At 66.7% G+C, this 13,485-nt stretch carries 13 protein-coding genes; 11 read left to right on the top strand and 2 right to left on the bottom strand.

From position 1 onward, the window contains the following. The first annotated feature begins 6 nt into the window (after positions 1–6). Positions 7–870 (top strand): diaminopimelate epimerase, encoded by an 864-nt coding sequence (gene dapF / locus AC56DV_RS15970; protein WP_496315255.1) that lies wholly within the window; start codon positions 7–9, stop codon positions 868–870. Here dapF and AC56DV_RS15965 read toward each other — a convergent pair. Next, complete coding sequence (locus AC56DV_RS15965) at positions 867–2,483, bottom strand: tetratricopeptide repeat protein (RefSeq protein ID WP_496315254.1); 1,617 nt, start codon at positions 2,481–2,483, stop codon at positions 867–869. The genes dapF and AC56DV_RS15965 overlap by 4 nt on opposite strands. A gap of 455 nt (positions 2,484–2,938) precedes the next feature. Here AC56DV_RS15965 and AC56DV_RS15960 point away from each other — a divergent pair, with 455 nt between their 5' ends. The 10 genes from AC56DV_RS15960 (at position 2,939) to AC56DV_RS15915 (ending at position 12,778) form a co-directional block, all read left to right on the top strand. Beyond that, positions 2,939–4,015, top strand: a complete 1,077-nt coding sequence (locus AC56DV_RS15960; RefSeq protein WP_496315253.1) for a porin — start codon at positions 2,939–2,941, stop codon at positions 4,013–4,015. Between the two features lie 217 nt (positions 4,016–4,232). Beyond that, a complete protein-coding gene (locus AC56DV_RS15955; protein WP_496315252.1) occupies positions 4,233–5,528 on the top strand; it encodes a porin in 1,296 nt (431 codons plus the stop codon). A gap of 95 nt (positions 5,529–5,623) precedes the next feature. After that, positions 5,624–6,298 carry a DUF484 family protein gene (locus tag AC56DV_RS15950; protein WP_496315251.1) on the top strand — a complete coding sequence of 225 codons (675 nt, stop codon included), beginning with the start codon at positions 5,624–5,626 and terminating at the stop codon, positions 6,296–6,298. A gap of 5 nt (positions 6,299–6,303) precedes the next feature. Continuing rightward, positions 6,304–7,254 (top strand): tyrosine recombinase XerC, encoded by a 951-nt coding sequence (locus AC56DV_RS15945; RefSeq protein ID WP_496315250.1) that lies wholly within the window; start codon positions 6,304–6,306, stop codon positions 7,252–7,254. A gap of 123 nt (positions 7,255–7,377) precedes the next feature. Continuing rightward, on the top strand, positions 7,378–8,430 hold the full coding sequence (locus AC56DV_RS15940; protein ID WP_496315249.1) for a CobW family GTP-binding protein: 1,053 nt from the start codon (positions 7,378–7,380) through the stop codon (positions 8,428–8,430). 125 nt (positions 8,431–8,555) lie between these two features. After that, a complete protein-coding gene (dksA, locus tag AC56DV_RS15935) occupies positions 8,556–9,008 on the top strand; it encodes an RNA polymerase-binding protein DksA (RefSeq protein ID WP_056401310.1) in 453 nt (150 codons plus the stop codon). Between the two features lie 115 nt (positions 9,009–9,123). Further along, positions 9,124–10,518, top strand: a complete 1,395-nt coding sequence (locus AC56DV_RS15930) for an STAS domain-containing protein (protein ID WP_496315248.1) — start codon at positions 9,124–9,126, stop codon at positions 10,516–10,518. Positions 10,519–10,668: 150 nt separating this feature from the next. Then, positions 10,669–11,217: an ATP-dependent protease subunit HslV gene (hslV, locus tag AC56DV_RS15925; protein ID WP_057158414.1), complete on the top strand. Its 549-nt coding sequence runs from the start codon at positions 10,669–10,671 to the stop codon at positions 11,215–11,217. Next, positions 11,214–12,566: an ATP-dependent protease ATPase subunit HslU gene (hslU, locus tag AC56DV_RS15920; protein WP_496315247.1), complete on the top strand. Its 1,353-nt coding sequence runs from the start codon at positions 11,214–11,216 to the stop codon at positions 12,564–12,566. Before hslV ends, hslU begins: the two co-directional genes overlap by 4 nt. Positions 12,567–12,586: 20 nt before the next feature. Next, positions 12,587–12,778: a hypothetical protein gene (locus AC56DV_RS15915; RefSeq protein WP_496315246.1), complete on the top strand. Its 192-nt coding sequence runs from the start codon at positions 12,587–12,589 to the stop codon at positions 12,776–12,778. A gap of 172 nt (positions 12,779–12,950) precedes the next feature. On the opposite strand, the gene AC56DV_RS15910 is transcribed toward AC56DV_RS15915, so the two are convergent. Next, positions 12,951–13,484, bottom strand: coding sequence for a type II secretion system protein N (locus tag AC56DV_RS15910; RefSeq protein WP_496315245.1), 534 nt, complete (start codon positions 13,482–13,484; stop codon positions 12,951–12,953). Position 13,485 lies beyond the last annotated feature (1 nt).

Here is a 13,485-nt window from a genome sequence, read left to right as displayed (position 1 = left end):
CTGATTATGAAACTCAAATTCACCAAGATGCACGGCGCCGGCAATGACTTCGTGGTCATCGACGCCATCAGCCAGCAGATCGACTTCACGCCCGCGCAGTGGAAGCAGCTGGGCGACCGCCGCTTCGGCGTGGGCGCGGACCAGATGCTGGTGGTGGAGAAGCCGACCCGGCCGGGCTGCGACTTCCGCTACCGCATCTTCAACAGCGACGGCGGCGAAGTCGAGCAGTGCGGCAACGGCGCGCGCGCCTTCGCCAAGTTCGTGTCGCAAAAAGGCTTGACCGACAAGCGCAGCATTGCCGTGGAAACCATGGCCGGCGTGATCGCGCCGCGCCTGGAAGAGAACGGCAACGTGACGGTGGACATGGGCGCGCCGGTGCTCGAGCCGGCCAGCGTGCCGTTCGACGCCGACGGCCTGCAGGGCGTGGCCGAGGGCCGCGACACGCTGTGGCCGCTGGTACTGGAGCTGGGCGGCGACAAGGAAACCGTGCTGGTGTCGGTGGTGTCGATGGGCAATCCGCACGCGGTGCAGCTGGTGGGCGACGTGGACACGGCGCCGGTCGAGCTGACCGGGCCGCTGATCGAGCACCATCCGCGCTTCCCGCGCCGGGTCAACGCCGGCTTCATGCAGCTGGTAAACCGCGGCCACATCCGGCTGCGCGTGTTCGAGCGCGGCGTGGGCGAAACCCTGGCCTGCGGCACCGGCACCTGCGCGGCCGTGGTGGCCGGCATCCAGCGCGGGCTGCTCGACTCGCCGGTGACGGTGGACGCGCGCGGCGGCCAGCTGTCGATCGCCTGGGCCGGCGAAGGCCAGCCGGTCTACCTGACCGGCCCGGCCGTCACCGTGTTCGAAGGCGAAATCGAGATTTAAAAACCGGGCGCCAGGCCGGCCGCCGCGCCGCCGCCGGGGCCCTCCTCCGGCAGCCAGGTCTTGAGCCGGTACAGGCGCTGGCGGTAATTGCCTTCCGGGCCGTTCGGGCCGGCGTCCACCTGGTCGAACAGGCGGCCGATGCGGTCCAGCGCCTGGCGCTGCGCGGCATTGCGCACCAGCACCAGGCGGCGCTTGCCGCGCCCGTAGCTGGCGCGGATATCGACCACCAGGCAATGGCCGCGGTCGGCCGCCTTCACATCCAGCAGCAGCGCCTCGGCCCGGCTCAGGCCGAACCAGCCGGCCAGTTCCACGCGCGCCGCCAGCAGGGGCTGGCTGTTCAGCAATTCCCGGCTCACGCCCGGCAGGCTGGCGGCCCAGCCGCCGCCGTCGGTCAGCGGCGCGATGCGGCGCAGCGCCGCGTGCGCGTCCCCGCTGCCCTGGGCGGCCGCCTTTTGCAGCCAGTAGGCGGCGCGCACGTCGTTCTCCTCGCCGCCGCGCCGGGTGCGCCAGGCATTGATGCCGCACTCGAGCTGCGCCGCGCTGTGGCCCATGTCGGCGGCGCGCTCCAGGCAGGCTTGCGCCTCGCTCACGCTGCGCTGCGAAAATTCCGGTTTCAGGTAGATGCGCGACAGCGCGAACCAGGCATCGGCCAGGCCTTGCTCGCCGGCCTGGGTCAGCCAGCGGATGGCGCGCTTGAAATTGACCGCCGCGATGCCGCCGCGCACCCGCTCGCCGTCCCGGTTCATGCGCGCGAACCACAGGCCCAGCGCCAGCTGGGCGTTGCGGTCGCCGCCGTGCGCGGCCAGCTCGCGGCAGCGCATCTCGGTGCCGTCGGCCTCGTCGCCGGCGTCCGCGTAGGCGTCCAGCTGCGCCAGCGCCTGCGCGCAGCGGGCCAGCAACTGCACCTGCTGCGGCGCGGGCTGCCAGCCGGCGTTGCGCGCAGCCTCGGCGTCCGGCGGCGCCTCGCGCAGCAGCTGGCGCATCAGTGGCTGCGCCTGCGCCAGGAAAGCGCTGCGGGACAGCTTGCCCCAGGCCTCGTCCAGCGCCACATAGGCCAGGGTGTTGATGGGGGCGGGCGGCTCGGGCGGCGCGGCCTCGGCCGGGGCGGCCGCCTGCACGGCGTGCGCGGCCGGGGCCGGCTGTTGCTGGGCCAGCAGGCGCAGCGCGTCCGGCAAGCCGGCCCGCACCGCCGCCTCGAGCGCCTGCAGGGCCTTGGCGCGCAGCGCGCTGTGCGCGCTGGCGGCCGCCACGCCCAGGGCGCCCAGCGCCCCCAGCGCGCCGGCCGCGTCGGACTCGCCGGGCGGCGCGCTCAGCACCAGCTGGGCCAGCACCAGGCCGGCCGGCACCACGCCGGCCTCCCAGGCGCGTTCATACCAGGGCAATACCGCTTCACGGCTGTGCTGTGCGTGTTCGTAACCGACATGGCTGCCGATCAGCCGCCATGCCTCGTCGCGCCCCTGGATGGCGGCGCGGTGCAGCCAATGCAGCGCGGTGGGCGGACTCTGCGGCAAACTGGCGCCGCCGAACAGATACAGTTTCCCCAATGCCAGCTGGCACTGGGCGTCTCCAGCGCGCGCCCCTCGGATCATTACTAGTTCTTCACGATTTGCCATCGTTCCACTATTAATATGATTCATTCAAGAAAACGCTGCGACTTCGCCAGTCCGGTCAGTCGCCGGGTGGCTTGCTATTTGGTTGATCTTGCCACATTCCAACAATCAGGGTAAGGCCAAGTGTAGTTTTAATACCAATCGGATTCGCACCAAATCGCTAAGTGTTTGATATTGCTCAAGTATTGCAACGGGGGAATGCGTGTACGCTGGATGACATTGAATTAACTAAGAGAAAGGAAACCTTGCCTTACTGCATGCAGTGGACAGCTATTCAAGCGTTTCAAAAATACAACAAGAAACCACATTTTTTTGGCTTTCGACCAATACTAACCCTCATAATCGACCAATCCTTCACCGTAGGCGCAGGCAGCAATTAAGGTTTAGACCAGATGAGTGGCGCGTGCACGCACTTCACGTTTTAGCTCTTTGATCGATCTATCTAAAAGGAAGAACAAATGAAAAAATCATTAGTGGCCCTGGCACTCATGGGCGCCTTCGCTGGAGCTCATGCGCAATCGTCCGTCACTATTTACGGCACCCTGGATGCCGGCGTGTCAAAAACCACGGGCACCACCGCCCAGATCGGCAAACGCGACAACAACAAACTCGGCTTCCGCGGCGTGGAAGACCTGGGCAACGGCCTGAAGGCGCTGTTCCACCTGGAGATCCGCTACGAGCCGGACACCGGCACCATCGAGAACACCGCCGGCACCAACAGCCGCCCGCTGTTCCAGGGCCAGAGCCGGGTCGGCCTGCAAGGCAGCTTCGGTACGGTGCGCCTGGGCCGCGGCCTGACCCCGTTCCAGGAAACCTCGACCGCCTTCGAGCCATGGAGCGGCGTGCCCGCCGTGGCCGGTTACCAGACCAACCTGCAAGTGGCCGGCTACACCAGCGATCCGCTGGCGCCGCCGGGCTCGTCCGGCAACCGCTTCTCGAACGCGGTCTGGTACAACACCCCGGTGGTGAGCGGCTTCCAGCTCAACGTGGCCGTGGCCGCCAAGGAATCGCTGGGCAACACCACCGCCATCATCGGCCGCGGCACCGCGCTGGCGCCGCAGTACACCGTCAATTCGATGGCCTCGGCCAACCCGTTCGGCGCCAGCGCCACCTACACGCTGAACCAGTTCGCCGCCTACGCCGCCTATGAGCGCAACGCGATCGAGACCAAGCTGTGGTCGGTGGGCGCGTCGTACAAGCCGACCCCGGCCCTGAAGCTGATGGGTTCCTACCAGAAGCAGGACATGGACCACACCGTGGTGGCCGGCGCGGCCAACCACGAAACCGACGCCTGGCTGGTGGGCGCCAACTACACCATGGGCCCGGGCAAGCTGCTGCTGGGCTATGGCCAGAAGTCGCCGGACCGCATCCTGAAGACCAAGCAAGCCTCGATCGGCTACGAGTACAACATCTCGACCCGCACCTATATCTACTTCGACTTGTCGAACCGCAAGATGCCGGTGCCGGCCGCCGTCACCACCCTCAGCGACAGCTCGGTCAACCACTACTCGGTTGGTATCCACCACAACTTCTGACACCCCATGCGCGCGCATGCCCGTGCATGACACCCAAAACGGACCTGGCAGCAGGTCCGTTTTTATTTGGTCTGTGACATTTTCGCAACTCCGATTCAAGAAGCCAACATAGCTTTCTGTACAAGGTTGGATTCGCATGTCATATTGGTTGCACCTAATTAGTACGCACGTACTATTTTGAGAATAACAAAAAAACAATTCAATCTTTGGAGACTGCATGAAAACTAAACTGCTCGCAGCGGGTATCGCCGCCTTGTTCGCCGCGCCTGCCATGGCGCAATCCTCGGTCACCATCTACGGCATCGCCGACGCCGGCGTGATGTATGTGAAAAACGGCGGCCAGGACGCCAAGACCAAGCTGGTCAGCGGTATTGCCGACGGTTCGCGCCTCGGCTTCCGCGGCATCGAGGACATGGGCGGCGGCTACAAGGCCATCTTCAACCTGGAAGCGCGTGTCGAACTGGACACCGGCCGCCAGCAAACCGGCAACCTGAGCAGCAACCAGACCTTCGCGCTGACCGAAGGCCTGAACTTCACCGTGCCGGCAGCGGCCGGCGGCGCGGCCATGGCCGAGCGCCTGAAAGCCGGCGTGCAGAACGCGCTGAACCCCGCCATCAACGTCAACATCACCAACGCGCTGTTCGACCGCACCTCGATGGTCGGCCTGATCACGCCGGTGGGCGCGGTGCTGCTGGGCCGCATGTACACCCCGGGCTATGAAGTGCTGAACGCCGGCGACGTGTTCGAATCGGGCACGGCGGCAGGCTGGGGCGGCATCGTGGGCGGCACCGGCGGCCTGCTGACGGCCGGCATCGCGATCCGCTCCGACAAGTCGATCCAGTACCGCATGGAACTGCCGAACGGCCTCAAGGCTTCGGCCATGTACGGCACCGAGAAATCGGGCTACATCGGCATGGACAAGCGCTCCTGGGGCGCCAACGTGCGCTACGTGGCGAACGGCTGGGACCTGGGCCTGGGCCACAACCACGGCACCGACCAGGTCGGCGCGCGCGGCCTGGTGACCACCACCCTGGCCGGTTCCTACGCCTTCGACAACTGGAAGCTGTTCCTGGGCACCCACAAGCAGAAGAACGAGAACTCGGTCATCATCCGCTACGCGGGCGACCTGCTGGCGCCGACCTTCGCCGCCTTCCCTGCCCCGCTGAGCACGCTGCTGGCCGGCCAGGCCAACGCCGCGCTGAAGCGCAACTTCCTGCTGGACGCGATCAGCTACCAGGCCGGCTTCCACTACAAAGTGGGCGCGGGCCGCATCATGGCTTCCGTGGTGCGCCAGGACGACAAGCGCGCCGACGCCAGCGACGCCACCCAGTACGGCATCGGCTACGACTACAACCTGTCCAAGCGCACCGACGTGTACCTGATCGGCGCTTACATCAAGAACGAGAACGACGGCCAGTACGCGATCGGCGCGGCCAGCGCCTCGGGCGGCTTCACCGCCAAAGCGGGCGAGTCGAGCAAGGGCATCCAGGTCGGCATGCGCCACCGCTTCTAAGCACCGCTCCAGCCACACTGAAAGACGCCTGCGGGCGTCTTTTTTATTGTGGCGTCGGGTAGAATGTGCATTGCTCTCAACCCACAAGCTGACCAATGGATGCCACCGCCGTACTGCAATACCTGACCGACCACCCGCACTTCTTCGAAGAGCACGCCAGCCTGCTGGGCGAGGTGAAACTTTCCAGTCCGCTGACCGGGCGCGCCGTGTCGCTGCAGGAACGCCAGATGGAAGTGATGCGCGACAAATACAAGGCGCTGGAGTTGCGCATGGCCGAACTGTCGCGCCACGCCAAGGAAAACGAAACCATCGCCGGCCGCTTCCACAGCTGGACCCAGGCCCTGCTGCAGGTGCGCGACGACGGCGCCATGCCGCGCGTGCTGGCCGACAGCCTGAAGAGCAGCTTCCACGTGCCGCAAGCCACCTTGCGCCTGTGGGGCGCCAAGCCGGCATACGCGGGCGAGTGGTTCACCGCCGGCGCCTCGGACGACGCGCGCATCTTCGCCAACAGCCTGATGGCCCCGTACTGCGGCGCCAACAACGACTTCGAGGCGGTGCGCTGGCTGGAGGACGCCGGCCACGTGCAGTCCACCGTCATCATCCCGCTGCGCAAGCCGGGCACGGCCGTTCCGGGCGGCAAGAGCGCCACCTTCGGCCTGCTGATCCTGGGCTCGCCGGATTCCGAACGCTTCACCTCGCTGATGGCGACCGACTTCCTGGTCCACATCGGCGAAACGGCCAGCACCGCGCTGGCGCCGCTGCTGGCCTGAGCGCCATGGAAGAGCGCAGCAAAGCCGAGTGGGCCCATGCTTACCTCGAGCAGCTGCGCACGCAGCGCAAACTGTCCCCGCACACGCTGGACGCCTACCGGCGCGACCTGGCCGAGCTGGCCGAGCTGGCCGCGCTGAGCGGCGAGACGGCCTGGAGCGCGCTGGCGCAGGCCGACGTGCGGCGCTACGCGGCCCGCCTGCACGGCAGGCAGCTGGAGCCGCGCTCGATCGCCCGCAAGCTGTCCAGCTGGCGCGGCTTTTTCGACTGGCTGGGCGCGCAAGGCGCGCTGGCCGCCAACCCGGCGCAGGGCGTGCGCGCCCCCAAGCGCCCCAAATCGCTGCCCAAGGCGCTGTCGGTGGACGACGCGGTGCGGCTGGTGTCGGCCCCGGCGCGCGCCCACGCCGCCGGGCCGGCGGCCGCCCCCGAGCCGGCCGGGCTGTGCAACCAGGCCATGTTCGAGCTGCTGTATTCGAGCGGGCTGCGGGTGTCCGAACTGGCGGGGCTGGACCTGCACTACAGCCCGGGCGCGCTGGGCTGGCTGGAACAGGGCAACGCCGACGTGACCGTGCTGGGCAAGGGCGGCAAGCGCCGCACCGTGCCGGTGGGCCGCGCCGCCATGGCCGCCATCGCGGCCTGGCTGGCGGTGCGCCCGGCGCCGGCCGACGGCAGCGCCGCGCTGTTTACCAGCGCGCGCGGCACGCGCGTGTCGGCGCGCGTGGTGCAGCTGCGGCTGAAGGCGCACGGCCTGGCCACCGGCGCGCCGTCCGGCGTGCACCCGCACATGCTGCGCCATTCCTTCGCCTCGCACGTGCTGCAGTCGTCCGGCGACCTGCGCGCGGTGCAGGACATGCTGGGCCACGCCACCATCGCCTCCACCCAAGTCTACACGGCGCTGGACTTCCAGCACCTGGCCCAGGTCTACGATCAGGCTCACCCGCGCGCCAAGGTCAAGTAGGACTATGTAAAGTAAGCATGCGCTGCGTCAAGGCAGGGGTTTGGCCGGGTTGACAAAATTCCGGCATAATCGCTCGATCCCGGCCCCAAGAGGGCCACCTTACTACTGATCGGCAAGCTGACCATGGCAATGATACCTACCACCATCCTCACCGGTTTCCTCGGCGCAGGCAAGACCACGCTGCTCAACCGTATCCTCCAGGAAAGCCACGGCATGCGCATTGCCGTCATCGAGAACGAATTCGGGCAGGAAAACATCGACAACGAAATCCTGGTGCAAGACAGCAAGGAACAGATCGTCGAGATGAACAACGGCTGCATCTGCTGCACCGTGCGCGGCGACCTGATCGTGGCGCTGTCGAGCCTGGCGCAAAAGCGCGCCGCCGGCGAGCTGCATTTCGACCGCGTGGTGATTGAAACCACCGGCCTGGCCAACCCCGGCCCGGTGGCGCAGACCTTCTTCATCGACGACGAAGTGGGCAGCCACTACATGCTGGACGCCATCGTCACCGTGGTCGACGCGCGCCACGCCATGCAGCAGCTGGACGACAACGAGGAAGCCCAGCGCCAGGTCGGTTTCGCCGACAAGCTGCTGCTGTCCAAGACCGACCTGGTGGACCAGGCCGTGCTGGACCAGCTGCTGCCGCGCCTGAAGCGCATCAACCCGCGCGCGCCCATCAGCCAGTCCCATTTCGGCAGCGCGCCGATTTCCGAGGTGCTGGACCTGAAAGGCTTCAACCTGAACGAGAAGCTGGAGCTGGACCCGGACTTCCTGGCCGCCGAGGAACATGACCACGATCACCATGACCACGACCACGCGCATGGCGAGCACTGCAACCACCCCAGCCATGCCCACGATCACCATCACAGCCACCACACCGACGACATCGCCGCCTTCGTGTTCAAGAGCGCGCGCCCGTTCGACAGCGCCAAGCTGGACGAATTCCTCGGCGGACTGGTCGATGTGTACGGTCCTCGCATGTTGCGCTACAAAGGCGTATTGTTGATGCAGGGCGCCGAACGCAAGGTGGTATTCCAGGGCGTGCACCAGCTGATGGGCAGCGATCTGGGCGCAAAATGGGCCGAGGGCGAAGAACGTGGCAGCAAAATGGTATTTATTGGCAAAAATCTACCGAAAGACATCTTTATTCGCGGATTGGAACAATGTTTGGTATAAACTAACCGGGTTTTGTGGGGTGCCGGTTAGCAACTAGGTAACGACTTAGGTGCCGGCGCGGTTGCCGAGTTCATCGCGCAACTGATAAATTTGAAAACTCTGTCGTATCGAAGGTAAGCGAAGTGATGACTAAAACTAATAAATCGACCCCCGCCGCTATCGAAGAAGTCCGCCTCCTCACGGAAGAAGAAATTCTGAAGATGGGCGAAGCAGACTACATGAACCCGGCGCAAATGGCATTTTTCAAGGCCAAGCTGCAAGCCCTTGAGAAAGAGCTGCTGAAGAATGCCGGCGAGACGACCGAACACCTGCGCGAAACCGTGCTGGTGCCGGACCCTGCCGACCGCGCGACCATCGAGGAAGAGCACGCGCTGGAACTGCGCACCCGCGACCGCGAGCGCAAACTGCTGAAGAAAGTGCAGCAATCCATTGTCGCCATCGACAACAACGAATATGGCTGGTGCGAAGAGACTGGCGAACCGATCGGCATTCCGCGCCTGATCGCCCGTCCCACCGCCACGCTGTCGCTGGAAGCGCAGCAGCGCCGCGAACTGAAGCAGAAGCTGTACGGGGATTAAGCCGCCCGCCCGGCTCCCCTCGCCCGCAAAAAAGCATGCCGCCCGCGCCGCATGCTTTTTTTGTTTGCGCCTTGCTCTTCGGCTACACTAAGACTCCAGCATAGCGAGGAATGCCGTGGGCCTGTTTTCCCTGTTCAAGAAAGGCAAGCCGGACGCCGCCCCGGACGGCGACGACGAGGCCGCGCGCCTGGCCGCCAACAGCGAAGCCCAGCGCGCCGCCGCCAACAGCCAGCTGCAGCGCGACATCGCCCGCGCCACCGCGCTCAAGATCGACGCCATCGAAGCGGCCATGGAAGCCGACATCTTCAACACGCCGGAACCGGCCTGGGGCAGCCGCCCGCCGCGCCCGGCGCCGGCCCCCGCCACGCCGTCCGGCGCCGCCGATGCAGCCGGCAATCCCGACACCCTGCCCCTGCTGGACGCCAGCACCACCCAGCTGCTGGCCGACGATGAAGTGCCGGCCCCGGTGGCGTCCGGCGCCGCCGCGCCGGTGGTGGAGGAAAGCGCCATCCTGTACGCCAACGGCCAGAGCGCCGTCGCCGAGCAGATGCTGAGCGGAGCGCTGGCCGAGGCCGCCGCATCCGGCCTGGGCGCGCAGCAGGACCGCACCGTCTGGTGGCTGCTGTTCGACCTGCACCAGGTGCAGGGCCGGCAGGAACAGTTCGACAGCCTGTCGATCGACTACGCCAGCACCTTCGAGACTTCGCCGCCGCCGTGGCGCGGCATGGCGGCGGGGTCGGCAACGGGGCCGGCGGCCGGGCCGGCGGCGGGCGCGGCCGGCGGCTACGCCGGCGTCGCGCCCACGCTGGCTTTCGGCCCGGCGCTGGACGCGGGCGCCGCCGCGGTCCTCGAGCGCCTGCCCGGGCTGGCCGGTGCCGCCCCGCTGCGGCTGGACCTGAGCCGGGTGGCCAGCTTCGACATGGACGGCTGCGCGCTGCTGCTGAACGCCTTGCAAAGCCTGCAAAAACAGGGCCGCGAGCTGATCGTGGCGGCCGCCGCCGAGCTGGCCGCGCTGCTGCAGTCCAGCCTTGCCGTGGGCCGCCGGGAAGACGGCGCGGCGCCCTGGCTGCTGCTGCTGGAACTGCTGCAGCTGCTGAACCGGGAAAAAGACTACGACGAAGCCAGCATGGACTACTGCGTCACCTTCGAAGTGTCGCCGCCGCCTTACGCTGCGCCTGCGCCGCGGCAAATGGCCACGGCCGCGCGCCAGGCCGCCCCGGCGGCGGCGGCGTCCGACCGCTTCATGCTGCCGGCCGTGGTGGAAGGCGACTGCGGCGCCCTGCTGGAGGCCATCGCCGCCTACGCCGGCCAGTACCCGGCCCTGGTGTTCGACTGCTCGCGCCTGGCGCGGCTCGACTTCGGCGCCGCCAACCTGCTGCTGGCGCGCCTGCAGCAACTCGCGCCGGACGGCAGAAGAGTAGAATTCCGGGAAGTGAACCACCTCGTGGCAGCGCTGCTGCAGCTGCTGGGCTACGCCAGCCTGGCGCGCATCTTTGCCCACAAGTATTAAGCCGTTGATTAAGCCGCTGATTTAACCGCTGCGCCAAGCAGCCGCCCCGGCCACCGCCTAGTCCGTCTTGCAATTATCCGGCCAGACCCCATGTCAGGGGCTGGCGCTGATAGCGCATTGAACGTCGAGCGTCATTACTTTGAGGTCAACATGGAACAATTTCACGGCACCACCATCCTGTGCGTGCGGCGCGGCAGCCAGGTCGCACTGGGCGGCGACGGCCAGGTAACGCTGGGTAACATCGTCATGAAGGGCACGGCCCGCAAGGTGCGCAAGCTGTACCAGGGCAAAGTGCTGTGCGGCTTTGCCGGCGGCACCGCCGACGCCTTCACCCTGCTGGACCGCTTCGAAGCGAAGCTGGAAAAACACCAGGGCAACCTGCTGCGCGCCTCGGTCGAGCTGGCCAAGGACTGGCGCACCGACCGCGTGCTGCGCCGCCTGGAAGCGATGCTGCTGGTGGCCGACGCCACCTCCACCCTGGTCATCACCGGCAACGGCGACGTGCTCGAGCCCGAGAAAGGCATCGGCGCCATCGGCTCCGGCGGCACCTACGCGCAGTCGGCTGCGCTGGCGCTGCAGGAGAACACCGAGCTCACGCCGGCCGAGATCGTGAAGAAATCGCTGACCATCGCCGGCGAGCTGTGCATCTACACCAATATGTCCCACATTATCGAAACGCTGGACGGGAAGGCAGAATGAATATGACACCGCAAGAAATCGTCGGCGAACTCGACAAGCACGTGGTTGGCCAGGGCAAGGCCAAGCGCGCCGTGGCCATCGCGCTGCGCAACCGCTGGCGCCGCCAGCAGGTGGAAGAACCGCTGCGCCACGAGATCACGCCGAAGAACATCCTGATGATAGGCCCGACCGGGGTCGGCAAGACCGAGATCGCGCGCCGCTTGGCCAAGCTGGCCGACGCGCCCTTCATCAAGATCGAAGCGACCAAGTTCACCGAGGTGGGCTATGTGGGGCGCGACGTCGACACCATCATCCGCGACCTGGTCGACATCGGCATCAAGCAGACCCGTTCGGCCGAGATGGCCAAGGTGCGCGCGCGCGCCGAGGACGCCGCCGAGGACCGCGTGCTCGACATCCTGCTGCCGCCGCCGCGCGACTTCGGCTTCAGCACCGGCGCCGCGGCCGAAGGCGAAGGCAAGCCCGACACCACGCGCCAGACCTTCCGCAAGCGCCTGCGGGAAGGCGAGCTGGACGACAAGGAAATCGAGATCGAGCTGGCCGACAGCGCGCCGCAGATGGAAATCATGGCCCCGCCCGGCATGGAGGAAATGACCGAGCAGATCAAGTCCATGTTCTCCGGCATCGGCGGCGGGCGCAAGAAGGCGCGCAAGGTCAAGATCAAGGAAGCGATGAAGCTGCTGCTGGACGAGGAAGCGGCCAAGCTGGTCAACGAAGACGACATGAAGCAGAAGGCGATCCAGAACGTGGAGCAGAACGGCATCGTGTTCCTGGACGAGATCGACAAGATCGCCTCGCGCTCGGAAGTGGGCGGCGCCGACGTGTCGCGCGCCGGCGTGCAGCGCGACCTGCTGCCGCTGGTGGAAGGCACCACGGTCAACACCAAGTACGGCATGATACGCACCGACCACATCCTGTTCATCGCCTCGGGCGCCTTCCACCTGGCCAAGCCGTCCGACCTGATCCCGGAACTGCAGGGGCGCTTCCCGATCCGGGTCGAGCTGGAATCGCTGTCGATCGCCGACTTCGAGCGCATCCTGACGTCGACCGACGCCTGCCTGACCAAGCAGTACGAAGCGCTGCTGGCCACCGAGGGCGTGAAGCTGGACTTCGCGCCGGACGGCATCACGCGGCTGGCCGAGATTTCCTACCAGGTCAACGAGCGCACCGAAAACATCGGCGCGCGCCGGCTGTACACGGTGATGGAAAAGCTGCTGGAAGAGATTTCCTTCAGCGCCAGCGACGGCGGCAAAGACGGCGGCGTGCAGACGCTGACCATCGACGCCGGCTACGTGAACCAGCGCCTGGACGCGCTGGCGGTCAACGAAGACCTGTCGCGCTACGTACTGTAAGGAAGAGGGAGGGTCACACGATGGCAAACAAGGCATTGGCGACGCGGCAGAAGATGCAGTTCCGCGTCGAGCCCTCCCATAAGCCGCGCAACCCCTACGCGGCGCTGGCCAAGAACCGCGCGGCCGGCCCGCACGCCAAGCCGGTCTCGGCCCAGCGCCAGGCCGCCAAGGCCGCCCTCAAGAAAATCGACTCCGCCAAGTCCGAAGACTAGCGAGCTGAGCCGCATTCGGGGTCAGACCCCGAATGCGGCTCAGGCTGCTCATAAACACTTCATTTCCCGCCGCCTGATCCTACATTGTGGTAAGACGTATGGGGCCGCGTCCCTATGACTAGGGCAAGCTCTGCCGCATTCGGGGTCTGACCCCGAATGCGGCAGAGCTTGCTTATCGGGTGCCGCTGACGGGCGTAGGCATCTGGGGCGGCTGCTGCACGGGCGGGGCGGGCGGTGGGACCGGTTGCTGCTGTTGCTGCACCGGCGGCATCGGCAGCGGCGCGGCGGTGGCGCTGGAGGAACTGGCGCTCTCCGGCGGCGGCAGGTCGAGCCGCTTCTGGATGCCGCCTTCGGACAGCACCACGTACAGCGCCTGCACTTCCTGCACCTTGACATTGCTGGCCACCTCGGCGCCCACCGGGTAGGCCTTGCCGGGCTGGCCGTCCACCGCGATGATGGCCACGCTGCCGCGCCCGTTGGCGGCGGCCACCACACCGCGCAGCTGGTAGTTGCTGGCGGCGGCGACGGCGATGTCGCCGCCGAACAGGTTGCGCGCGGACGCCACCGACGCTTCCGGCGGCGCCTGCATCGGCACCGCGGCGATCGCGCGCTGCTCGGGTTTGAACAGCAGCATGCCCCAGTAGGCACACGAGGCGGACAGGGCCACCACGGCCACAAAACTTGCTACGACAGGCAGACGATTCATA

The organism is Massilia sp. BGA-UO-ETr-WB1, assembly GCF_059567845.1.
The sequence above is the reverse complement of the archived record's forward strand: the minus strand, read 5'-3'. Positions and strand labels throughout refer to the sequence as shown.

Bases quoted from the DNA above. Each gene is read 5' to 3' on its own strand.
- AC56DV_RS15910 (WP_496315245.1), bottom strand. From the start codon at position 13,484: ATGAATCGTCTGCCTGTCGTAGCAAGTTTTGTGGCCGTGGTGGCCCTG.
- hslU (WP_496315247.1), top strand. From the start codon at position 11,214: ATGAATATGACACCGCAAGAAATCGTCGGCGAACTCGACAAGCACGTG.
- AC56DV_RS15960 (WP_496315253.1), top strand. From the start codon at position 2,939: ATGAAAAAATCATTAGTGGCCCTGGCACTCATGGGCGCCTTCGCTGGA.
- AC56DV_RS15945 (WP_496315250.1), top strand. From the start codon at position 6,304: ATGGAAGAGCGCAGCAAAGCCGAGTGGGCCCATGCTTACCTCGAGCAG.
- dksA (WP_056401310.1), top strand. From the start codon at position 8,556: ATGACTAAAACTAATAAATCGACCCCCGCCGCTATCGAAGAAGTCCGC.
- AC56DV_RS15940 (WP_496315249.1), top strand. From the start codon at position 7,378: ATGGCAATGATACCTACCACCATCCTCACCGGTTTCCTCGGCGCAGGC.
- AC56DV_RS15915 (WP_496315246.1), top strand. From the start codon at position 12,587: ATGGCAAACAAGGCATTGGCGACGCGGCAGAAGATGCAGTTCCGCGTC.
- dapF (WP_496315255.1), top strand. From the start codon at position 7: ATGAAACTCAAATTCACCAAGATGCACGGCGCCGGCAATGACTTCGTG.
- AC56DV_RS15965 (WP_496315254.1), bottom strand. From the start codon at position 2,483: ATGGCAAATCGTGAAGAACTAGTAATGATCCGAGGGGCGCGCGCTGGA.
- AC56DV_RS15950 (WP_496315251.1), top strand. From the start codon at position 5,624: ATGGATGCCACCGCCGTACTGCAATACCTGACCGACCACCCGCACTTC.
- AC56DV_RS15955 (WP_496315252.1), top strand. From the start codon at position 4,233: ATGAAAACTAAACTGCTCGCAGCGGGTATCGCCGCCTTGTTCGCCGCG.
- hslV (WP_057158414.1), top strand. From the start codon at position 10,669: ATGGAACAATTTCACGGCACCACCATCCTGTGCGTGCGGCGCGGCAGC.